Raw genomic sequence first — 16,810 nt, forward strand, 5'->3', positions numbered from 1 at the left:
GGTCAGTGCTCCGCGGGGGCGGACGGGGCCTGGTCGGCCGCGGTGGAGGTCGGGCTGTCGGGGATCAGCCGGTAGCCGACGCCGCGCACGGCCTCGACCAGGCCCGGCAGCGCGAGCTTGTTGCGCAGCGAGCCGATGTGCACTTCCAGGGTGCGGCCGTTGCCCTCCCAGCCGCTGCGCCAGACCTCGCTGAAGATCTGCTCGCGCCGGTAGACCACGCCGGGGCTCTGGGCGAGCAGCGCCAGCAGGTCGAACTCCTTGCGGGTGAGCGGCACGTCCCGGCCGTCCACGCTGACCCGGCGGCGTTCCCGGTCGATCCGGATGCCGCGGGACTCCAGCGGGCCGCGCTGCTGCGGTACGGCGTCGAGCGGGGGCACCGCCACCGAGGACGGCTGGGCACCGCGGCGGGCGACCGCGTGGATGCGGGCGAGCAGCTCGCCCATGTCGTACGGCTTGGTGACGTAGTCGTCGGCGCCCAGGTTGAGGCCGTGGATCCGGGAGCGGATGTCGGCGCGGGCGGTCACCATGATCACCGGCACTCCGCTGCCGGCCCGGATCCGGCTGCACACCTCGAAGCCGTCGCGGTCGGGCAGCCCGAGGTCGAGCAGCACGACGCGGTACGGCTCGTTGCCGTCCGGCACCAGGGCGTCCAGCGCCTCGTGCCCGCTGCGGGCGTGCCGCACCTGGAAGCCGTGCCGGCCGAGCACCGCGACCAGTGCCGCGGCCACGCGTTCGTCGTCCTCGACGAGCAGCAGTCGCATCCCGTTCTCCTCCCTCCCCCACGTGGTCGCCGGGGCCGATTAGGTCGGGGCCCGGTCCTGCGCAGTATGGGCCAGTGCGCGGCCCGGCGCCAGGCTCGACCGCGTACCGGGCTCCCGGGGGACTGCGAGCACCGGTACGGATTCCCGCTGTGACATGCCCCGTCGACACACTCGCGAACAGTGCGTACCCGTCGTGTGTCCGTTTCGTGATCCTCAAGTTCCGCTCAGATCCGCTGACGGGGCACCGTCAGCGCTCCTAAGGTCGCCCCACCGGGGGCTGCGGCTCCGCCGGTCGCGGCTCCCGGATTCGCACCACCTTTGCCACCCAAGGGAGTTGGGACTCCTCGGGCAGGCCGAAATGACCCAGTTCGACACAGTAGGGAGCAGGCGCGATGACCGAGAGCCCGGTCGAGGACTCCACCCCCGCAGCCGCCCCGCTGGTCGTGCTGAGCAACGTCAACAAGCACTACGGCGCGCTGCACGTGCTCCAGGACATCGACCTGGAGATCAGGCAGGGCGAGGTGGTCGTCCTGATCGGCCCTTCCGGGTCGGGCAAGTCCACGCTCTGCCGGACGATCAACCGGCTGGAGACGATCGACTCCGGCACGATCACCCTGTCCGGCCGGCCGCTGCCCGCGGAGGGCCGGGAGCTGGCCAAGCTGCGCGCCGAGGTCGGCATGGTGTTCCAGAGCTTCAACCTGTTCGCGCACAAGACCGTGCTGGAGAACGTGGTCCTGGCCCAGGTCAAGGTCCGCAAGGTGCTCCGCTCGCACGCCGAGAAGACCGCCCGCGAACTGCTCGACCGGGTCGGCGTGGGCGCGCAGGCGGACAAGTACCCGGCCCAGCTCTCCGGCGGCCAGCAGCAGCGCGTGGCGATCGCCCGGGCGCTGGCGATGAAGCCCAAGGTGATGCTCTTCGACGAGCCGACCTCGGCGCTCGACCCCGAGATGGTCAACGAGGTGCTGGAGGTCATGCGCCAGCTGGCCGCCGACGGCATGACGATGGTGGTCGTCACCCACGAGATGGGCTTCGCCCGCTCCGCCGCCAACCGGGTGCTGTTCATGGCCGACGGCAAGATCGTCGAGCAGGACACCCCGGACGCGTTCTTCACCGCGCCCCGCTCCGACCGCGCCAAGGACTTCCTCTCGAAGATCCTGCACCACTGACGCTTCGAGACCACGCGGGGCCGCCTCCGGCAACGGCGCCGGACGGCCCTGCCCGTGCACGACTTCCAGACGCCAGAGCCCGGTCCGCACCGTGGCCCAGCCCCAGGAGTACAACCCTCATGAGGACTTCCCGCACCCTCGCCGTGGCGCTCTGTGCCGTCGCGCTGACCGCCACCGCCGCCTGCGGCAAGGACGGCACCCCCGCCTCCAACGCGGCGAGCGCGACCAACGCCCCGGCGCTGCCGACCTACACGGTCAAGACGGACGCCAAGGTCGACTCCCCGGTCATCGCCGAGGCCAGGAAGCGCGGCCAGCTGATCATCGGCGCCAAGGCCGACCAGCCGAACCTCGGCTGGGAGGACGTCGCCAGCGGCGACCGCAGCGGCTTCGACATCGAGATCGCCAAGATGGTCGCCGCCGACCTGGGCTTCACCCCGCAGCAGATCAAGTGGCAGACCCTGGTCTCCTCGCAGCGCGAGCCGGCCATCGCCAAGGGCCAGATCGACTTCTACGTCGGCACCTACAGCATCAACGACGAGCGCAAGAAGACGGTCTCCTTCGCCGGCCCGTACTACATCGCCGGCCAGGACTTCCTGGTGAAGAGCGACAACACCTCGATCACCGGCCCGGACAGCATCAGCGGCAAGAACATCTGTACCGCCACCGGCTCGACCTCGATCAAGAACATCCAGCCGTACAACCCGAAGGTCACCCAGTTCGACACCTACTCGGCCTGCGTCGAGAAGCTGATGTCGGGCGAGGTCGACGCGGTCACCACCGACGACGCGATCCTCAAGGGCTACGCCTCCAAGTACGCCCCCAAGCTCAAGGTGGTCGGCAAGCCGTTCACCAAGGAGAACTACGGCGTCGGCCTGAACAAGGACGACAAGGCGCTGCGCGACGCGATCAGCGACGCCCTCAAGGCCCACGAGGACAACGGCGACTGGAAGAAGGCCTACGACGCGACCCTGGGCGCGTCCGGCTCGGCCGCCCCGGCGATCCCGACCCTCGACCGCTACTGATTCCACCCCCCGCTTCCCGACCATCTGTGAGAGGAGGGCCGCCGGATGGGGTTCCTGTTCGAGCAGGACAACTTCGCGTTGTTCCGCGACGGCTTCCTGCAGACGATCGAGCTGAGCGCGCTCAGCGCCCTGCTCGCCCTGCTGCTGGGCACCCTGCTGGCGGCCTTCCGGGTCTCCCCGGTGCCGGTCCTGCGCGCCTTCGGCACCACCTGGGTGACGCTGTTCCGCAACACGCCGCTGACCCTGCTGTTCTTTGCCGTCACCTTCGGCCTGCCGCCGCTCGGGGTGCACTTCAGCCACCTCACCTTCGCGGTGCTGGCGCTCGGCGGGTACACCGCCTCGTTCGTCTGCGAGGTGATTCGCTCCGGCATCAACACCGTCCCGCTCGGCCAGGCGGAGGCGGCCCGCAGCCTCGGCATGAACTTCTTCCAGACCCTCAGCCTGGTGATCCTGCCGCAGGCCACCCGGACCGTGCTGGGCCCGATGAGCAGCGTGTTCATCGCACTGCCCAGGAACTCGGCGATCGCCGGCGCGTTCAGCGTCGGCGAGCTGTACAGCGCCCAGCAGACCTTCTCCGAGCGCGGCTACTCGATCTTCTCGATCTTCTTCTGGGTGGCCTGCGCCTACCTGCTGATCAGCGCGACGGTCGCCTCCCTCTTCCGCTTCCTGGAATCCCGACTGGCGGTGGCCCGATGAGCATGCTCCAGCGTCAGCGGCAGGGCTCGGCTAGCGTCCTCTACGACATCCCCGGCCCCCGGACCCGCACCCGCTACCGGCTGTTCGGCGTCCTCGCGCTGCTCGGCATCGCGGGGCTGCTCTGGTACGCCGTCAGCGCGCTCGCCGACAACGGCCAGTTCGACGCCGACCTGTGGGACCCGTTCCAGTACAACTTCGTCCAGCAGATGATCGTGGACGGCCTGCTGTCCACCCTGAAGGCCTTCGGCCTGGCGGGCGCCTTCTCGCTCGCCCTGGGCGCGCTGCTGGCCTCCGGGACGCTCTCCGACCACGGGCCGGTCCGCTGGGTCTGCACCGCGATCGTCCAGTTCTTCCGGGCGATGCCGCTGCTGATCCTGATCGTCGCGCTCTACTACGCGTTCTTCGCCAAGGACCCGATGTGGGCGCTGGTGCTCGGCCTCACCCTCTACAACGGCTCGGTCCAGGCCGAGATCATCCGCAGCGGCGTCAACGCCGTCCCTCGGGGCCAGGGCGAGGCAGCGTACGCCCTCGGGATGCGCAAGACCCAGGTGATGTCCACCATCCTGGTGCCGCAGGCCGTCCGCTCGATGCTGCCGTCGATGATCGGTCAGCTGGTCGTCACCCTCAAGGACACCTCGCTCGGCTACATCATCACGTACAACGAGCTGCTGTTCATGGGCAAGAAGATCGCCAGCCAGCCGATGAACGCCGCGGGCTTCCCGTACATCCCCGTGGTGCTGGTGATCGCGCCCATCTACATCGCGCTGTGCCTGCTGCTGACCGCGCTCGCGCGGTGGATCGAAGCACGCGGCCGCCGCGGCGCGAACCGGCGCACTTCAGCTGCTGCTTGACGGACACGCAGGTGAACTGTTGCATTGCTGTTCGTGACACCTCCCGGGAGCATCCACGCGGCATATGCGGCAGCGGTAACTGACGCCGGCCCATGGGCCGGTTCGTGCCCGGAGGTCCCCGCATGGACCCGGTGATCGTGGTCGGGGCCGGACCGGTCGGTCTGGCTCTGGCCCTCGCGCTGGCCCGGCACGAGGTGCCGACCGTCGTCCTGGACGAGGGCTCCGGGCTCTGCCCGGAGGGCCCCCGCAGCGTCGTCCTCGGCGCCGACACCACCGCCTTCCTGACCCGGATCGGCTACTCCCGGGCCGTCTCGGACTCGGCGCTGTGGGACTCCTTCGCCATCTGGCGGCGCCGCCAGGAGGTGCGGCGGATCGACCTCACCGACTCGCCCACCTTCCACCTCCCCCAGCACCGCCTCCAGCGCGGCCTGCGCGACGCCCTGACCGGCACCCCGCTGGTCCGGCTGGTCCCGCTGAACCGGGTCGTCGAGCTCGAACAGGACCGCGACGGCGTCAGTGTCCGCACCCACGGCACCCAGGACGGCTCCGCCACCTGGTGGCGCGGCAGCCACCTGGTCGGCTGCGACGGCGCCCGCTCCACCGTCCGCAAACTGCTGAAGATCCGCTTCCCCGGCCGCCCGGCCGTCGACCGCAACGCCATCGCCACCGTCCGGGTCGACCTGCCCTTCGACGGCGCCCGGCTGCACCGCGAACCCCCGTGGCGCGGCGACCGCGAGGCCTCCGCCCGTCCGCTGCCGGACGGCGTCTGGCGGCTCGACTGGCGGCTGCCCCCCGGCCGACCCGCCCCCACCGAACAGGTCGACCCGCACGCCACCTGGCCCGGCATCGTCACCGGCGACACCCTGCTCACCCGGGTCACCTCCACCCTCACCGGCTGGTGCGGCGAACTCCCCCGCTACGAGCTGCTCGCCGCCGCCGACCACACTGCCCAGCAGCGCCTCGCCGCCCGCTTCCGCAGCGGCCGCTGCTTCCTGGCCGGCGACGCCGCCCACCTGCACGGCGCACTCGGCATGCAGAACCTCGCCGACGGACTGCGCGACGCCGACAACCTCGCCTGGCGGCTCGCCCTCGCCTGGCACCTCCACTCCGGCGGCCCCCAGCCCGGCGGGTCCCTGCTGGACGGCTACGAGGCCGAGCGCCGCGGCGCGGTCGGCGCCCGGCTGCGCGCCGTCGACCAGTCCATGCCGCTGCTGCGCCCGCTGCGCGGCTGGCAGCAGACCCGGCGCTCGCTGCTGGTCGGCGGCTTCCGCAAACACGCCCCGCTGCTCGCCGACGGCCAGCTGGGCACCGGCCGCTTCGGCGGCGCCCCCGCCTACCCGGCGGCGCCCTCCGGCGTCCCCGGCCGGGTGCCGGTGCAGCGCGGCGCGCGCGGCGCCACCTCGCTCAGCGAACTGCTGCCCGCCACCGCCCCCGGCGTGCTCGTCCCGGACCTTCCGGTGCTCACCACCGACGGCACCCCGGACCACCTGCACGCCCGGCTCGGCGCCACCTTCCTGCTGCTGCTGGTCGCCCCCGGCACCGCGGTCTGGTCGGCCGAGCACTGGCTCGGCGCCGGGCTGATGCCCCGGCTGGCCGAGGTCGCCGCCGCACTGCCGGTGCCGGCCCAGGTGCTGGTCACCGAGGAGTACCCGGGCGCCGGGCCGCACACCGTGCTGCTGATCCGCCCGGACGGCCACCTGGTCGGCGTCACCCAGGGCGCCGCCGCCGAGGACCTCCTGGCACTCGCCGACCGCGCCCGCGGCGGGCCGGCCCCGATCGCCGCCCCGCCCGAGCCGGAGCCCGAACCCACCCCGGAGCCCCAGCAGGTGGATTCCGCGAGTTAGGGCTTCCTCGGGGAGATCCGAGGGACACGCCTCAACCCGCTACCGCCGTGGCCCGGCTCTCCCGGACCTCCACTACTCCCATTCCGTCCCGGACCGTTCACCGGACGCCTCCTGCTCCAGCGCACCGCGCACCACCCGGAAGGCCAGCCCCTCGGAGTAGCCGCGCCGGGCCAGCATCCCGACCAGCCGCCGAGTGCGGACCTGCGGGTCAAGCCCCCGGGTGGACCGCAGCTTGCGCTCGACCAGCGCCCGGGCCGCGTCCGTCTCGTCGTCGTGGTCGAGCTGGGCGACGGCCTGCTCGACCACGTCGGCGGCCACCCCCTTGGTGCGCAGCTCCTGGGTCAGCGCCCGGCGGGACAGGCCCCGGACGGCGTGCCGGGACTCGACCCAGGCCGCGGCGAAGGCGGCGTCGTCGATCAGCCCGACCTCTTCCAGCCGGGTGAGCACCTCCTCGGCGACGTCCTCCGGGATCTCCCGCTTGCGCAGGGCGTCGGCGAGCTGCTTGCGGGACTTGGCCGCACCGGTGAGCAGCCGCAGGCAGATGTCCCGGGCGCGGCTCTCCGGGTCGGACTCCTCCTCGGCCCGCTTGCGGGAGGTACGGGCGGCGCCCGTCTCCTCGCCCGGCGGCCCCTCCTCGGAGCGCCCGCTCCGCCGGCCGCGGCGAGCTCGGGTGGGCGAGGCGGCCACACCCCCGTGACCGGCCGCCTCGGCCCCACCCGGGCTCCGCTCCGCGGGCATGCCGCCGCCCGCGGCCTCCGACTCCTCGGCCAGCGCCGAGCGACGCCGCCGACGGCCGGCGCGCAGCTCGGAGGCGGGGACCAGGCCGAGTGCCTCGAGCGGGGCCTCCGTCGGCTGCTCCCGGTCGAGAACCGGTCCGGGCGCCGCGCCGCGCGCCACCCGGACCGGAGTCCGCTCGGGCCGCGCTCGCGGTTCCGGCTCGGGCTCCGCGACCGCGGCGAACCAGTCCGGCGGCCCGTAGTCGTCGTCCTCGGGGCCCGCCGGGCCGCCGCCCACCATGTCGTACTGCGTCAACGGCTCAGGCCTTGGCAGCCGCCGTCTTCTTCGCCGCGGCCGTCTTGGCGGCGGTCGCGGTGATCGGCTTCGCGACGCCGTCGGCGGCGGCAGCGGCGGCCTCCGGAGCGGCCTCGGCCGGCTCCTCGGTCTTCGGGCCGATGCCGAGCTTGCCCTTGATCTTCCGCTCGATCTCGTCGGCGAGCTGCGGGTTGTCCCGCAGGAAGTTACGGGCGTTCTCCTTGCCCTGGCCGAGCTGGTCGCCCTCGTACGTGTACCAGGCGCCGGACTTCCGGATGAACCCGTGCTCGACGCCCATGTCGATCAGGCCGCCCTCGCGGCTGATGCCGATGCCGTAGAGGATGTCGAACTCGGCCTGCTTGAACGGCGCGGCGACCTTGTTCTTGACGACCTTGACGCGGGTGCGGTTGCCGACCGCCTCGGTGCCGTCCTTCAGGGTCTCGATCCGGCGGATGTCCAGTCGGACCGAGGCGTAGAACTTCAGCGCCCGGCCACCGGTCGTGGTCTCCGGCGAGCCGAACATCACACCGATCTTCTCGCGCAGCTGGTTGATGAAGATGGCGGTGGTGTTCGACTGGTTCAGCGCACCGGCGATCTTGCGCAGCGCCTGGCTCATCAGGCGGGCCTGCAGACCGACGTGCGAGTCACCCATCTCGCCCTCGATCTCGGCGCGCGGGACGAGTGCCGCGACCGAGTCGATGATCACCAGGTCGATCGCGCCGGAGCGGATCAGCATGTCGGTGATCTCCAGGGCCTGCTCACCGGTGTCCGGCTGGCTGACCAGCAGGGCGTCGGTGTCCACGCCGAGCTTCTTGGCGTACTCCGGGTCGAGCGCGTGCTCCGCGTCGACGAAGGCGACCGTGCCGCCGGCCCGCTGGGCGTTGGCCGCCAGGTGCAGGGTCAGGGTGGTCTTGCCGGAGGACTCGGGGCCGTAGATCTCGATCACTCGGCCGCGCGGGATGCCGCCCACCCCGAGGGCGACGTCCAGGGCGGTCGACCCGGTGGAGATCACCTCGACCGGCTCGTTCGCCTTCTCGCCGAGGCGCATCACCGAGCCCTTGCCGAACTGCCGCTCGATCTGGGCGAGCGCGGTCTCCAGGGCCTTCTCGCGGTCCGTACCTGCCATGGCTTTTTCCCTCGGGTTCTGTGCTGTGCGCTTCATCGTCATCGACGCTAGCGCGTCCCACTGACAAACGAGCCCCACCCGGCTCCGCCTGTGGAAAACTCCTCGCCGGAGAGTACAAAGGAACGTCTGTTCGATTCAAGCCGCGCAGGTCCGAACACGCCGGGGGGCGGGTCGACGGGGTCACCCCCGGCCGCCCGCCCCGCACCGTCCGTCACTCCCCGTCGCCGCCCACCATCCGCCGCAGCCGCCGCGCCGCCTCCCGGCGCAGCTCCCGCCGGGCCCGCCGCTGCTCGCCCCGGTCGATCCTCGGATCGGTCGCCACCTCGTACCGCCGCACGTACGTCCCGACGAAGCCCTGCATGGTCGCCGCCGCCGGGATCGCGATCAGCGCGCCCACCGCCCCCAGCAGCGCCGCCCCCGCGATCACCGCGCCGAAGGCCACCGCCGGGTGCACGTCCACCGTCCTGGCGGTGATCCTCGGGTGCAGCACGTAGTTCTCGATCTGCTGGTAGACCACCGTGAAGACCAGCACGTACAACGCGTCCACCGGCTCCACCGTCAGGGCGACCAGCACCGGCAGCGCACCCGCCAGGTACGTCCCGATGGTCGGCACGAACTGCGACATGACGCCGACCCAGATCGCCAGCGCCGCCGAGTACGGCAGGTCGATCAGCGCGAACATCACCCAGTGCCCGGCCGCCGACACCACCGCCAGCACCGCCCGGGAGTACAGGTAGCCGCCCGTCTTGGCCAGCGCGATCTCCCAGGCCCGCAGCACCTCCGCCTGCTTGGCGGGCGGCAGCAGCGAGCACACCGTCCGCCGCACCCGCGGGCCCTCGGCGGTGAAGTAGAACGTGAACAGCCCCACCGTGAACGTCTGGAACAGCCCGCCGATCAGCGTCGACGAGACGCCCCAGACGTTGTCCGCGGCCTGCTGGGCGTACCCCTCGATCGTCCCGGAGTCCTTCAGCAGCCGCTTCTGCAGCTCACCCAGCGACAGGTCCTGGTGGAACGTCCGGTTGGTCCAGACGATCAGATTGTCGACCAGGTGCGGCATGTCCCCGGCGATCTTCGCCACCTGGTCCACCAACAGCGTGCCGAGCGCCGCCAGGAAGCCCACCACCGCCACCCCGACCGCCACGAACACCAGGAAGGTCCCCACCCCCCGACGCACCCCGCGCGCCGCCATCCGGTCCACGGCCGGCTCCAGCGCCAACGAGAGGAAGAACGCCACCAACAGCATCACGAACAGGTCGATCAACTGCCGGAACGCCCAGTCCGCGAGCTGGAACAGCCCCACCGACACCAGGAACAACACCATCGCCCGGGGCAACCAGGGCGGCATCCCGCCCCACAACACCCCACCGTGCCCCGCCCGTTCCCCCTCGGCACCCCGCACCGCCTCACCGAGGCGCTCCTGCTCTCCGCTCGTAGTCACCCGGACAGTCTGTCCCACCACCCCCGCACCGACCGCTCAGCGCAGCAGCGCCGAAACCCCCTGCGTCTCACAGACCACCCGCCACACGTCCTTGGCCTCCCACCCCGCCTCCAACGCCTGCCGCACCGTCCGCCCACCCAACTCACTCATCACATGATCAGATGCAAACGACTCCGCATACCCCTCCCCGAAGTGCGCATACATCCGTCGCCAGAACTCGGTCAGCCTCATACCCCCAGTATCCCGGAGGCCCCTCACGGGCCCCGCCCACCGCCATCCCCCGCCAGTGGGCGCCGCCCCCCGCCCTCGTGGGCGCGCGGGCAAAACCCGCGCGCCCACGAAGCACCGCCCACCCCTCCCGAGAGCCCCGCGAACACCCCCGTCCCCAACCGCCTACCGGGGCACCACCAACAACCCCACCCCGAAGTGCCCCCGGTCCCCGCACCCCCGCACCGGACACCCCGCCGCCGTCCGAGCCAGCAGATCCGCCAACTGCGCCGCCCCGAAGTCCGGGTGCAACGCCGCCGCGACCGCCACCGCCCCCGTGACGTGCGCCGCCGACATCGAGGTGCCCGCCAGCGCCGCGAACCGCCCACCGGGCCAGTCCGAGACGATCGCCCCCTCCGCCCCGCCGTCCGGGTCCCCGCCGGGTGCAGCCAGCGAAATCCGGCCGCGCCCGTAGTTGGTGTAGGAGGACGGACTCCCGTCCCGGTTGACGGCCGTGACGGTGACGACCCCGGGCAACTCGCCGGGAAGGCGGATGCACTCGGTGCCCAGGTAGCGGGTGGGGGCCGGCCCGGTGACCCGGTCGTTGGGGCTGCGCCGGTCCGTCCGGGCCGCGCCGAGGTCCTGCCCGTCGTTGCCGGCCGAGGCGACCACCACCGCGCCCTTGCGCCGGGCGTAGGCGACGGCCCGGCCGACGGCCGCGATCAGCGCCGCCTGGTCCGGTTCCTCGGGGCAGTTGTACTTCCACGGGTCGGCGAAGTAGCTGTCGTTGATCGCCTTCGCCCCGTGGTCGGCGGCCCAGAGCATGCCGCAGACGATGTTCTCCGCGTAGTACTGCCCCAGTGGCCCGAGCAGCCGGACGGCGGCGATCCGCACACCGGGCGCGACCCCGGTGACGCCCTGCCCGTCCCGGGCCGCACCGATGATCCCGGCGACGTGGGTGCCGTGCCCGCTCTCCTCCACCCCGGGATCGGGCCGCCAGGAGCCGGTGCGTGCGTCCGGCCGTCCGTCGGCGCAGGACGCCGAGGCCTTCGGGTCGACGGCCGCCCGCAGGTCGGGGTGGGTGTCGTCCACGCCCGAGTCCAGCACCGCGACCAGCACCTTGCGCATCGCCTCCGGCCCCGGCACCCCACCGACACCGTCCCCGGTCGGCCCAACCCCCGCCACCGCTCCCGACGCCGTCCCTGCCCCCGCATGAACCATGGCCAGGTTCCAGGCCCCGCCCTCCCTGGGGTCCGGCACCGTACCAGCCGTCGTCCCCGTCCCGCCGTCCCCCGCATCCCCCCGCCAGCCGCGCCCCACCCCCGCGGCGAAGTCACCCGCCCCGGCCAGTTCCCGCGGCGGCCCCACCACCGGCGCCGTCCGGGTCGCCCCGACCGCGGCGATCCCCGGCCTGCGTCGCACCCGTTCCGCGAAGCCCCCGGTGGCGTACGTCAGCACCGCCCCGATCTGCGGGTACTCCTGCACCACCTGTCCGCCCGCTGCCCGGCTCTCCTTCCCGGCCCTGGTGGCCCCTGCGGCGTCCTCCCGCTCGGCCAGCACCAGGTAGCTGACGTAGGCGCGCCCGGGCCCCGACACGTACGGCACGGCGCCGCCCGCCACCAGGGCGGTGACCAGTATCGCGAGCAGCGCCCGGGCGTGCCCGCACACCCTGCGGCGGCGGGCCGTACGGACGGGACCGCCGGACCGGTGCGCCTGCGCCATCCCACGCTCTCCGCTCGTCGGTCCAGTGAGGTCACAGCCCAAGCCGGGCAGCCACCAAGTGATCACCCGCCCGATTTCTCACCATATGAGCGTTTCATCATTCCCGCCCCCGCAGCTACACCCCTCGGCCCGGCCCCCTCACGCCCGGCCCCTTCCGCCCACCCCACCCCTGCTCACGGCCCCGCCCTCGCTTGTCAGTCCCACCCGGCACCATGGGTGCATGGCGCCCCAGCACCCGACCCCGCCCGCCGACGCCCCCCGGCCCGACGACCCGCTGGCCGACTTCGCCCCGGCCACCCGGGCGTGGTTCACCGGTGCCTTCTCCGCCCCGACCACCGCCCAGGCCGAGGCCTGGCGCGCCATCCAGCGGGAGACCGACGTCCTGGTGGTCGCCCCCACCGGCTCCGGCAAGACGCTGGCCGCCTTCCTCTCCGCGCTCGACCGGCTCAGCAGCACCCCGCCCCCGGCCGAGCCCAAGCGCCGCTGCCGGGTGCTCTACGTCTCCCCGCTCAAGGCCCTGGCGGTGGACGTCGAACGGAACCTGCGCGCCCCGCTGACCGGCCTGCGCCAGGCCGCCGTCCGGCTCGGCCTGCCCGAGCCCGAGGTCCAGGTCGCCATCCGCTCGGGGGACACCCCCGCCGCCGACCGCCGCCGCTTCGCGGCCCACCCGCCGGACATCCTGATCACCACCCCCGAGTCGCTGTTCCTGCTGCTCACCTCCGCCTCCCGGGAGGCGCTCCGGGGCATCGACACGGTGATCCTGGACGAGGTCCACGCCGTCGCCGGCACCAAGCGCGGCGCCCACCTCGCGCTCAGCCTGGAGCGGCTGGACGAACTGCTGGACCGCCCGGCCCGCCGGATCGGCCTGTCCGCGACGGTGCGCCCGGTCGAGGAGGTGGCCCGCTTCCTCAGCCCCCAGCGCGGCGCCGTCGTCGTCCAGCCCGCCGCCGCCAAGGAGTTCGACCTCTCGGTGGTCGTCCCGGTCCCCGACCTGGACGACCTGCCCGCCGCCCCGGCCACCGGCGGCGCCGCGGGCTCCGACCCGCAGCGCCAGGCCTCGATCTGGCCGCACGTCGAGGAGCGGATCGTCGACCTGGTCGAGGCGCACCGCTCGACCATCGTCTTCGCCAACTCCCGCCGCCTGGCCGAGCGCCTGTGCAACCGGCTGAACGAGATCGCCTACGAGCGCGTCACCGGCACCGCCGCCCCCGAGGCGCACGCCCCGGCCCAGCTGATGGGCGGCTCGGGCGCCGCCGGGGGCGTGCCCGCGGTGATCGCCCGGGCCCACCACGGCTCCGTGTCCAAGGAGCAGCGCTCCCTGGTCGAGGAGGAGTTGAAGGCCGGCCGGCTGCCCGCCGTGGTCGCCACCTCCAGCCTGGAGCTGGGCATCGACATGGGCGCCGTCGAGCTCGTCGTCCAGGTCGAGTCCCCGCCCTCGGTCGCCTCCGGCCTGCAGCGGGTCGGCCGGGCCGGCCACCAGGTCGGCGCCGTCTCCACCGGCGTGTTCTTCCCCAAGTACCGGGGGGACCTGGTGCAGTCCGCCGTGGTCACCGAGCGGATGCGGGCGGGGCGGATCGAGGCGCTGCGCATCCCGCGCAACCCGCTGGACGTGCTGGCCCAGCAACTGGTCGCGATGACGGCCCTGGACGCCTGGCCGGTGGACGAGCTGCTCACCGTGGTCCGCCGCGCCGCCCCCTTCGCCACCCTCCCGCAGTCCGCCTTCGACGCCGTGCTCGACATGCTGGCCGGCCGCTATCCCTCCGACGCCTTCGCCGAGTTGCGCCCCCGGGTGGTCTGGGACCGGGTGGCCGGGACGGTGACCGGCCGCCCCGGCGCCCAGCGCCTGGCCGTCACCTCCGGCGGCACCATCCCCGACCGAGGCCTGTTCGGCGTCTTCATCGCCGGCACCGATCCCAAGAAGGGCGGCGGCAGGGTCGGCGAGCTCGACGAGGAGATGGTCTACGAGTCCCGCGTCGGCGACGTGTTCACCCTCGGCACCACGTCCTGGCGGATCGAGGAGATCACCCACGACAAGGTGCTGGTCACCCCGGCCCCCGGCGTCCCCGGCCGGCTCCCGTTCTGGAAGGGCGACACCCTCGGCCGCCCGCTCGAACTCGGCCGCGCTCTCGGCGCGTTCACCCGCGAACTGGGCTCGCTCCAACCGGAGGCCGCCACCGAGCGCCTCAAGCGGGCCGGCCTGGACGACTGGGCCGCCGCCAACCTGCTGGACTACCTCGCCGAGCAGCGGGCCGCCTGCGGCCACCTCCCCGACGACCGCACCATCGTGGTCGAGCGCTTCCGGGACGAGCTCGGCGACTGGCGGATCGTCATCCACTCCCCCTTCGGCGCCCAGGTGCACGCCCCCTGGGCGCTCGCCCTCGGCGCCCGGCTGCGCGAGAAGCACGGCCTGGACCCGCAGGTCATGCACGCCGACGACGGCATCGTGCTCCGGCTGCCCGACGCGGACCTGTTCTCCCCCGACTTCGACTTCGCCGGCCCGTCGGAGCCCGCGAGTCCGTCCCGGGACGAGGCCCCGGTCGGCGCCGACGCCGCCCTGTTCGACTCGACCGAGATCGAGCAGCTGGTCACCGACCAGGTGGGCGGCTCCGCCCTGTTCGCCTCCCGCTTCCGCGAGTGCGCCGGCCGAGCCCTGCTGCTCCCCCGCCGCAACCCCGGCCGCCGCACCCCGCTCTGGCAGCAGCGCCAGCGCGCCGCCCAACTGCTCGAAGTCGCCTCCGAGTACGGCTCGTTCCCGATCGTCCTGGAGGCCGTCCGCGAGTGCCTCCAGGACGTCTTCGACGTCCCCGGCCTGGTCGAGCTGATGGGGGACCTCGAATCCCGCGCCGTCCGCCTGGTCGAGGTCACCACCCCCGAGCCCTCGCCCTTCGCCCGCTCACTGCTGTTCGGCTACGTCGCCCAGTTCCTCTACGAGGGCGACTCCCCGCTCGCCGAACGCCGGGCCGCCGCCCTCTCGCTCGACTCCCGGCTGCTGTCCGAGCTCCTCGGCCAGGCCGAACTGAGCGAACTGCTCGACCCGCAGGTGCTCGCCGAGCTGGAGGCCGAGCTCCAACGCCTCACCCCCGAGCGCCGGATCAAGGACGCCGAGGGCGTCGCCGACGCGCTGCGCCTGCTCGGTCCGCTCACCGAGGCCGAGTTGACCGCCCGTGGCGCCGAGCCGCTGTGGGCCCTGGAACTGGAGGCCGCCCGCCGGGTGATCCAGGTCCGGATCTCCGGCGAGCAGCGCTGGGCCGCGATCGAGGACGCCGGACGGCTGCGCGACGCACTCGGCACCCCGCTGCCGGTCGGCGTCCCCGAGGCCTTCACCGAGCCGGTCAAGGACCCGCTGGGCGACCTGCTGGCCCGGCACGCCCGCACCCACGGCCCGTTCACCGCCGCCGAGGCCGGCGCCCGCTACGGCCTGGGCACCGCCGTCGTCACCGGCACCCTGCAGCGCCTCACCGCGGCTGGCCGCCTGGTCCAGGGCCAGTTCAGGCCGGCCGGAAGCCACACCGACCCCGAGTGGCACACCGCCCCCGAGTGGTGCGACGCCGAGGTGCTGCGCCGACTGCGCCGCCGCTCGCTGGCCGCCCTGCGCCAGGAGGTCGAGCCCGTCCCGCCGCGCGCCCTGGCCGCCTTCCTGCCGCAGTGGCAGCACCTGGCCGGGCACCGGCTGCGCGGCGCGGACGGCCTGCTCCGGGTGGTCGAACAGCTCCAGGGGACCGCCCTGCCCGCCTCCTCCCTGGAGAAGCTGATCCTCCCGGCCCGGCTCGGCGACTACTCCCCCGGCCTGCTGGACGAGCTGATGGCGGCCGGCGAGATCGGCTGGTGCGGCGCGGGCGCCCTGCCCGGCAAGGACGGCTGGCTCAGCCTCCACCTGGCCGAGAACGCCCACCTGCTGCGCCCCGAGCCGGTGCCGCCCGCGCTCACCCCGCTGCACAGCGCCCTGCTGCAGTCCCTGGCGGGCGGCTACGGCCTGTTCTTCCGCCAGCTCCTCCAGCAGCTGCCGGAGGAGACGGCCGAGCCGGAGGCGGTCGAGGCGCTCTGGGACCTGGTCTGGGCCGGGTACGTCACCAACGACACCCTGGCACCGCTGCGCGCCCTGCTCGGCTCCGGCCGCACCGCCGGAGCCACCGCCCACCGCGCGCCCCGGTCCACCCCGCGCGGCCGTTACGGCGGCGCGGGCCGCGCCTTCGGCCGGGCCGGCGCAGCGTTGCGCGGCGGCCCGACGGTGGCGGGGCGCTGGTCGCTGCTGCCCTCCCTCGCCGCCGACCCGACGCTCCGGGCCACCGCCCAGGCGCAGAGCCTGCTGGACCGGCACGGTCTGCTGACCCGGGGCACGGTGGCGGCCGAACGGGTGCCCGGCGGCTTCGCCGGGGTCTACCGGGTGCTCGCCGCGATGGAGGAGCGCGGCCGGGCCCGCCGGGGCTACTTCGTCGAGGGCCTGGGCGGCGCCCAGTTCGCCATGGAGGGCGCGGCCGACCGGCTGCGCTCGGTCAACGGCCGACTGGAGCGGGCCCGGGCCACCGAGTGGCCGGCCGCGCCGACCGCCGAGCCGCCGCAGCTGCTGGTGCTGGCCGCCACCGATCCGGCGAACGCCTACGGCGCCGCGCTGCCCTGGCCGGAGCCGCCCTCAGCGCCGGGGGCCAAGGAGGCCAAGGCGCACCGCCCGGGCCGCAAGGCCGGCGCCCTGGTGGTGCTGGTCGACGGCGAGCTGGCGCTGTACGTGGAGCGGGGCGGCAAGTCCCTGCTGGCCTGGCCGCAGGACGGGGCGACGGTCGCACTCGCCGCCGGGGCGCTCGCCGGGGCGGTCCGCGCGGGAGCGCTCGGCAGCGTCACGGTCGAGCGCGCCAACGGCGAGCCCGCCCTCGGCTCCGACCTCGGCCGCGCCCTGGAGGAGGCGGGGTTCCACGCCACGCCCCGCGGGCTGCGGCTGCGGCCGTAGCAG

At 73.7% G+C, this 16,810-nt stretch carries 12 protein-coding genes; 6 read left to right on the top strand and 6 right to left on the bottom strand.

The window, feature by feature from the left end; translation table 11 throughout:
* Nucleotides 1-2: 2 nt before the first annotated feature.
* The gene (locus BOQ63_RS17625) at nucleotides 3-761 is read right to left on the bottom strand and encodes a response regulator transcription factor (RefSeq protein WP_046386349.1); all 759 of its coding nucleotides are present in this window, start codon (nucleotides 759-761) and stop codon (nucleotides 3-5) included.
* Between the two features lie 392 nt (nucleotides 762-1,153).
* On the opposite strand from BOQ63_RS17625, the gene BOQ63_RS17630 reads away from it, so the two are divergent.
* The 5 genes from BOQ63_RS17630 to BOQ63_RS17650 all read left to right on the top strand — a co-directional run bounded on the left by BOQ63_RS17630 (nucleotide 1,154) and on the right by BOQ63_RS17650 (nucleotide 6,340).
* Nucleotides 1,154-1,927, top strand: coding sequence for an amino acid ABC transporter ATP-binding protein (locus BOQ63_RS17630; protein WP_030285301.1), 774 nt, complete (start codon nucleotides 1,154-1,156; stop codon nucleotides 1,925-1,927).
* Nucleotides 1,928-2,046: 119 nt separating this feature from the next.
* On the top strand, nucleotides 2,047-2,949 hold the full coding sequence (locus BOQ63_RS17635) for a glutamate ABC transporter substrate-binding protein (protein WP_030285299.1): 903 nt from the start codon (nucleotides 2,047-2,049) through the stop codon (nucleotides 2,947-2,949).
* Between the two features lie 45 nt (nucleotides 2,950-2,994).
* On the top strand, nucleotides 2,995-3,645 hold the full coding sequence (locus BOQ63_RS17640) for an amino acid ABC transporter permease (RefSeq protein ID WP_030285296.1): 651 nt from the start codon (nucleotides 2,995-2,997) through the stop codon (nucleotides 3,643-3,645).
* A complete protein-coding gene (locus BOQ63_RS17645; protein ID WP_223885964.1) occupies nucleotides 3,642-4,496 on the top strand; it encodes an amino acid ABC transporter permease in 855 nt (284 codons plus the stop codon). Before BOQ63_RS17640 ends, BOQ63_RS17645 begins: the two co-directional genes overlap by 4 nt.
* A gap of 122 nt (nucleotides 4,497-4,618) precedes the next feature.
* Nucleotides 4,619-6,340: an FAD-dependent monooxygenase gene (locus tag BOQ63_RS17650; protein WP_051746950.1), complete on the top strand. Its 1,722-nt coding sequence runs from the start codon at nucleotides 4,619-4,621 to the stop codon at nucleotides 6,338-6,340.
* A gap of 72 nt (nucleotides 6,341-6,412) precedes the next feature.
* On the opposite strand, the gene recX is transcribed toward BOQ63_RS17650, so the two are convergent.
* From recX to BOQ63_RS17675, 5 genes are all read right to left on the bottom strand, one after another.
* Nucleotides 6,413-7,372, bottom strand: coding sequence for a recombination regulator RecX (recX, locus tag BOQ63_RS17655; RefSeq protein WP_223885965.1), 960 nt, complete (start codon nucleotides 7,370-7,372; stop codon nucleotides 6,413-6,415).
* 4 nt (nucleotides 7,373-7,376) lie between these two features.
* Complete coding sequence (recA, locus tag BOQ63_RS17660; RefSeq protein ID WP_030285288.1) at nucleotides 7,377-8,498, bottom strand: recombinase RecA; 1,122 nt, start codon at nucleotides 8,496-8,498, stop codon at nucleotides 7,377-7,379.
* 211 nt (nucleotides 8,499-8,709) lie between these two features.
* Complete coding sequence (locus BOQ63_RS17665) at nucleotides 8,710-9,936, bottom strand: AI-2E family transporter (protein ID WP_435820384.1); 1,227 nt, start codon at nucleotides 9,934-9,936, stop codon at nucleotides 8,710-8,712.
* Between the two features lie 36 nt (nucleotides 9,937-9,972).
* Nucleotides 9,973-10,167 (bottom strand): DUF3046 domain-containing protein, encoded by a 195-nt coding sequence (locus BOQ63_RS17670; RefSeq protein ID WP_030285284.1) that lies wholly within the window; start codon nucleotides 10,165-10,167, stop codon nucleotides 9,973-9,975.
* A 162-nt stretch (nucleotides 10,168-10,329) separates the two neighbouring features.
* Nucleotides 10,330-11,865 carry a S8 family serine peptidase gene (locus tag BOQ63_RS17675; RefSeq protein ID WP_050366559.1) on the bottom strand — a complete coding sequence of 512 codons (1,536 nt, stop codon included), beginning with the start codon at nucleotides 11,863-11,865 and terminating at the stop codon, nucleotides 10,330-10,332.
* A gap of 220 nt (nucleotides 11,866-12,085) precedes the next feature.
* Here BOQ63_RS17675 and BOQ63_RS17680 point away from each other — a divergent pair, with 220 nt between their 5' ends.
* On the top strand, nucleotides 12,086-16,807 hold the full coding sequence (locus tag BOQ63_RS17680; RefSeq protein WP_150475970.1) for an ATP-dependent helicase: 4,722 nt from the start codon (nucleotides 12,086-12,088) through the stop codon (nucleotides 16,805-16,807).
* Nucleotides 16,808-16,810: the final 3 nt, after the last annotated feature.

It is taken from the genome of Streptomyces viridifaciens, from assembly GCF_001888885.2.
Classification (GTDB): Bacteria; Actinomycetota; Actinomycetes; order Streptomycetales; family Streptomycetaceae; genus Kitasatospora; species Kitasatospora aureofaciens.